This is a genomic window from Kumtagia sp., from assembly GCF_059502445.1.
In genome coordinates, this window is record NZ_JCACER010000046.1 from 1 (window position 1) to 4,545 (window position 4,545).

At 67.5% G+C, this 4,545-nt stretch carries 5 protein-coding genes; 3 read left to right on the forward strand and 2 right to left on the reverse strand.

All coding sequences use genetic code 11. The annotated features are described in order from the left end of the window. Positions 1–208: 208 nt before the first annotated feature. Entirely contained in the window at positions 209–691 is a 483-nt protein-coding gene (gene dps / locus AC5JDC_RS15345; RefSeq protein WP_495842404.1) for a DNA starvation/stationary phase protection protein Dps, read from the reverse strand. Positions 692–825: 134 nt separating this feature from the next. Here dps and AC5JDC_RS15350 point away from each other — a divergent pair, with 134 nt between their 5' ends. Together AC5JDC_RS15350 and AC5JDC_RS15355 are read left to right on the forward strand one after the other, a co-directional pair. Then, entirely contained in the window at positions 826–1,014 is a 189-nt protein-coding gene (locus tag AC5JDC_RS15350) for a hypothetical protein (protein WP_495842406.1), read from the forward strand. Positions 1,015–1,059: 45 nt separating this feature from the next. Further along, a complete protein-coding gene (locus AC5JDC_RS15355; RefSeq protein WP_495842408.1) occupies positions 1,060–2,070 on the forward strand; it encodes a hypothetical protein in 1,011 nt (336 codons plus the stop codon). A 52-nt stretch (positions 2,071–2,122) separates the two neighbouring features. Here AC5JDC_RS15355 and AC5JDC_RS15360 read toward each other — a convergent pair whose 3' ends face one another. Next, the gene (locus AC5JDC_RS15360) at positions 2,123–3,043 is read right to left on the reverse strand and encodes a LysR family transcriptional regulator (protein ID WP_106773073.1); all 921 of its coding nucleotides are present in this window, start codon (positions 3,041–3,043) and stop codon (positions 2,123–2,125) included. 145 nt (positions 3,044–3,188) lie between these two features. On the opposite strand from AC5JDC_RS15360, the gene AC5JDC_RS15365 reads away from it, so the two are divergent. Next, entirely contained in the window at positions 3,189–4,403 is a 1,215-nt protein-coding gene (locus tag AC5JDC_RS15365; protein WP_495842410.1) for a urate hydroxylase PuuD, read from the forward strand. Positions 4,404–4,545 lie beyond the last annotated feature (142 nt).

A 4,545-nucleotide genomic window follows, 5' to 3' on the forward strand; every position in this document is an offset into this window, starting at 1 on the left:
CCAAGCGGGGCCGTCCATACATGACGATCATCATCGGCATATGCGATTGCCCTGCCTTGAGGAGAGGGGTTAGGGGTGGGTAACTCCATAGGCAATTGCCCTGCCCAAGGGAGGGTCTGGGAGCTTGGGCGACGAGATGCGCCGTCGCTTGTGACTGGCGGCGAGAGGGCGGGCGGCGGGCAGCCCCGCCTCTGCCAGCGCCGCGAGACTACGCGCCCCCCTGCGTATGCGCCTCGAGGAACCACAGCGACTTGTCGAGGGCGCGCGAATAGGCGGTGAAGATGTCGGCGGTGTCGGCATCGCCTGCCTCGTCCGCCTCCTCGATCGCGGCGCGGGCGTTCTTGGCGCAGTCGGCATAGCGGTCGATCAGCGCCGCCAGATGGTCGGCGATCTTGTGGATGTCGGTCGGATAGGCGGCCAGCGGCGAGTCCTTTGCGACCACCTGAGAAGTGCCGAGCGCGGTCCCGCCGAGCTGCACGGCGCGCTCGGCGATGGTGTCGACATGCCCGTCGAGCTCCTTGCGGAAGCCGTCCAGCATCTCATGGACGGCGACGAACTGCGGTCCCTTCACGTTCCAGTGCGCCTGCTTGGTGATCAGCGCCAGGTCGATCGCCTCGGCCAGCCGCGCGTTGAGCAGCTCGATCGATGTCCTTCTGACGTTGGATTTCAGGTCGTTGCGCGTCGAGATCATGAAAGTCTCTCCAAGGTTGGAACGGGACGGGCGCGAGGCCGCATCTGCGGATGTCTACACGGCCGGCAACGCACCGTCGTGACGCAAGTTCAATCGCCATGCCGATCTTTGCAAGGGCCGTCGGGGAGCAGGAAGTGGCCCAGGCGGCCGTCCGGCAAGTCTTCCGGACCGCGAAAACGTCATTGTGGCGGAACTTTGTTCCTTTCCGTCTGTTTGGCCTGCACTGCAGCACGCAGCAGGAGGCTATCATGCACGGCATCATCTATCTTGTCGGCCTTATCGTCATCGTCCTCGCGATCCTGTCGCTGTTCGGGCTCCGCTGAGCATCCGCCAGCCGGGACCAGGCACAACCAGTCGGAGGAACGATCATGGCACTCGCCGAAAATCCCCAAGTCACACCCGCGGCCCTCGTCACCGACGACCGCAGCTACGTCGACTGGCCCGCCATCCTGGCCGGTACGTTTCTCGCCACGGCCGTATCCTTCGTCCTGTTGACGTTCGGGTCGGCGCTCGGTCTGTCGCTCACTTCGGCCTATGAAGGCGAGGGCATCTCGCTTACGGGCTTTGCCATCGCCGCGGCGCTGTGGCTGCTGTGGGTGCAGATTTCCAGCTTCTTTGCCGGCGGCTATCTCGCGGGCCGGCTACGCCGCCGCTTCGGCGACGCCAGCGAGCAGGAATCGGACCTGCGCGACGGCGCCCACGGCCTCACCGTCTGGGCGCTGGGCGTGCTGATCAGCGCCTTCATCGCCTATTCCGGCATCAGCGGCGCGGCCTCCACCGCGGCATCGGCAGTGTCCGCCGCGGGCGGCGCGGCGGCAACCGCAGTCTCGGGCGTGGCCGGAGCGGCGGGCGAGGCGCTCGACCAGAACGAGCTCCTGCTCGACCGGCTGCTGCGCCCGGGTACTGCCGCGCCGGCCGAGGGCGCCGCCGCTCCCGCTGCGCCTGCTCCCGCTACGCCGGCTCCGGATACCGCGGCCCCGGCTCCCGGTGCGGCCAGTCCCGCTCCAGCTCCGGATGCCGCGGCGCGCGACACGACCGGCGATCGCGGCGAGTTCACCCGCATCCTGCTGTCGACCATCGCCGATGGCCAGATGGACGATGCCGACCGGCAATATCTGGTGTCGACCGTTGCCCAGCGCGCCGGCATTCCGCCCGAGGAGGCGCAGCAGCGCGTCGATCAGCTCGCCCAGCAGGCGGCCGAGCTGGAGGCGCAGGCACGGGCCGCCGCCGACCGCGCCCGCCGCCTCACCATGCTGGCCGCCTTCATCACCGCCGCGTCGCTGTTCGTGAGCGCCGTCGCCGCCTATTATGCGGCGACGCTGGGCGGCAACCACCGCGACAAGCAGACCTTCTTCGCCGACTGGGCGCGACCCTGGTAGGTAAGTCGGCCAACGCAACGAGGTAGCCCGCATCCCGCGATTGGGATGCGGGCTATTTTCCCGCCAGAATATCCTTGATCAGCCGCTGGCAGCGCTCGGCCATGAAGTCGAGCAGCAGCCGTACCTTCGGATCCTGCAGCTTCTTGTGCGGATAGACGGCGGCGAGCTGGATCGGCGGCGGCGGCGTGTCGGCGAGGATCACCTTCAGCCGGCGGTCGCGGATGAACGGCTCGACCTCGAAGCGCGGCTTGTTGATGATGCCGCGGCCGGCCAGCGCCCAGCCGGTGATGACGTCGCCGTCGTCGGAATCGAACGGCCCCCTCACCTCGATCTTCATCGGGCCCGACGGCGTCGCCAGCGTCCAGAAATATTCGCGCACGCCGGGGAAGCGCAGCAGCAGGCAATCGTGGCCGTCGTCGACCAGCTGCTGCGGCGCGGTCGGCTCGCCGCGCGCCTCCAGATATTTCGGCGAGGCGACCAGCACCCGCTCGCACTCCATGACGCCGCGCATGCGCAGGCTGGAATCCTCGAGCAGGCCGAGCCGGAAGGCGACGTCGATGCCCTCCTTCATGATGTCGACATTGTGGTCGGAGAGCCTCAGCCGCACCTCGATCTGGGGATAGCGGTCGCGGAATTCCGGAATGCCCGAGGCGATCAGCCGGCGCCCCATGCCGAGCGGCGCGGTCACCCGGATGGTGCCGCGCGGCTGGCCCGAAAGCGCGCTGACCGCGGCTTCCGCCTCGGCGATGGCGTCGAGCACCCGCTTGGCACCGTCATAGAACACCGTGCCCTGCTCGGTCGGCATCAGCTGCCGCGTCGTGCGGTTGAACAGCCTGACGCCAAGATGCTTCTCCAACTCCTTGATGCGGTTGGACGCCACAGCCGGCGAGACGCGCAGGTCGCGTCCGGCGGCCGACAGATTGCCGAGCTCCACCACGCGCACGAACACGGTGAGATTGTCGAGATAGGCCATCCAGCCTCCGGTTCCCCGGCCGACGCGTCGCGACCCCGGCCGGCGCCATTATTTTCCAGTTTTTTTTGAAAGTCATCGTGCATCTTTGCCCTTTCCAGCGGGGCCGGATGCCGCGACAATCGGACGGACAGGGTGAGGTGCCGTAATGCTGGATATCGCGATCCTCTGGGACTGGCTGAGTTTCGCCGTCCGCTGGCTGCACGTCATCACCGGCATCGCCTGGATCGGCTCGTCCTTCTATTTCGTGGCGCTCGACCTCGGCCTTCGCCGGCGTCCCGGCCTGCCCGCCGGCGCCCATGGCGAGGAGTGGCAGGTGCACGGCGGCGGCTTCTACCACATCCAGAAATACCTGGTTGCGCCGGCCGAGATGCCGGAGCACCTCACCTGGTTCAAATGGGAATCCTACGCCACCTGGCTGTCGGGCTTCGCCTTGCTCGCCATCGTCTATTACGCCGGCGCCGACCTCTTCCTGATCGACCGCAACGTGCTCGACGTCTCGGCGCCGGTGGCGATCCTGATCTCGCTCGCCTCGCTGGCGCTGGGCTGGCTGGTCTACGACCTGTTGTGCAAGTCGCCGCTCGGCAGGAACGACACGCTGCTGATGCTGGTCCTCTACGCCATCGTCGTCTTCATGGCCTGGGGTTATACGCAGCTCTTCTCCGGCCGCGCCGCCTTCCTGCATCTCGGCGCCGTCACCGCCACGATCATGTCGGCCAACGTCTTCATGATCATCATCCCCAACCAGAAGATCGTGGTCGCCGACCTCATCGCCGGCCGCACGCCCGACCCGAAATACGGCAAGATCGCCAAGACACGCTCGACCCACAACAACTACCTGACGCTGCCCGTCCTGTTCCTGATGCTGTCGAACCACTATCCGCTGGCGTTCGGCACCGAGTTCAACTGGATCATCGCCTCGCTGGTGTTCATGATCGGCGTGCTGATCCGCCACTATTTCAACACGCGGCATGCCCGCAAGGGCAACCCGACCTGGACATGGCTCGCCGCGGCGATCCTGTTCGTCGTCATCATCTGGCTGTCGACCGTGCCGAAGGTGCTGACCGGCGAGCCGCAGGCGGCCGCTGCCGACCCGACGCTGGTCGCCTCCACGCATTTCCCGGCCGTGCGCGACACCGTGCTCGGCCGCTGCGCCATGTGCCATGCCGCCGAGCCCTCCTACGAGGGCATCTATTTCGCCCCCAAGGGCGTCGTGCTGGAGAGCGACGCTGCCATCGCCGGCCATGCCCGCGAGATCTACCTGCAGGCCGGCCGCAGCCACGCCATGCCGCCCGGCAACGTCACCCAGATGACGCCGCAGGAGCGGGCGCTGCTGGTGGCGTGGTTCGAGGAGGCGCGATGATGCGTCGGACACCCCCTCCACCGCCGGAGCCTGTCCTCGGGCCGGCCTTCGGCCGGACCCGGGGGGCGGTCCCCCTCCCCCGTAAACGGGCAGGGCAATCGCATATGCCGATGTTGATCGTCATTCCGGGGCCGCGCAGCGG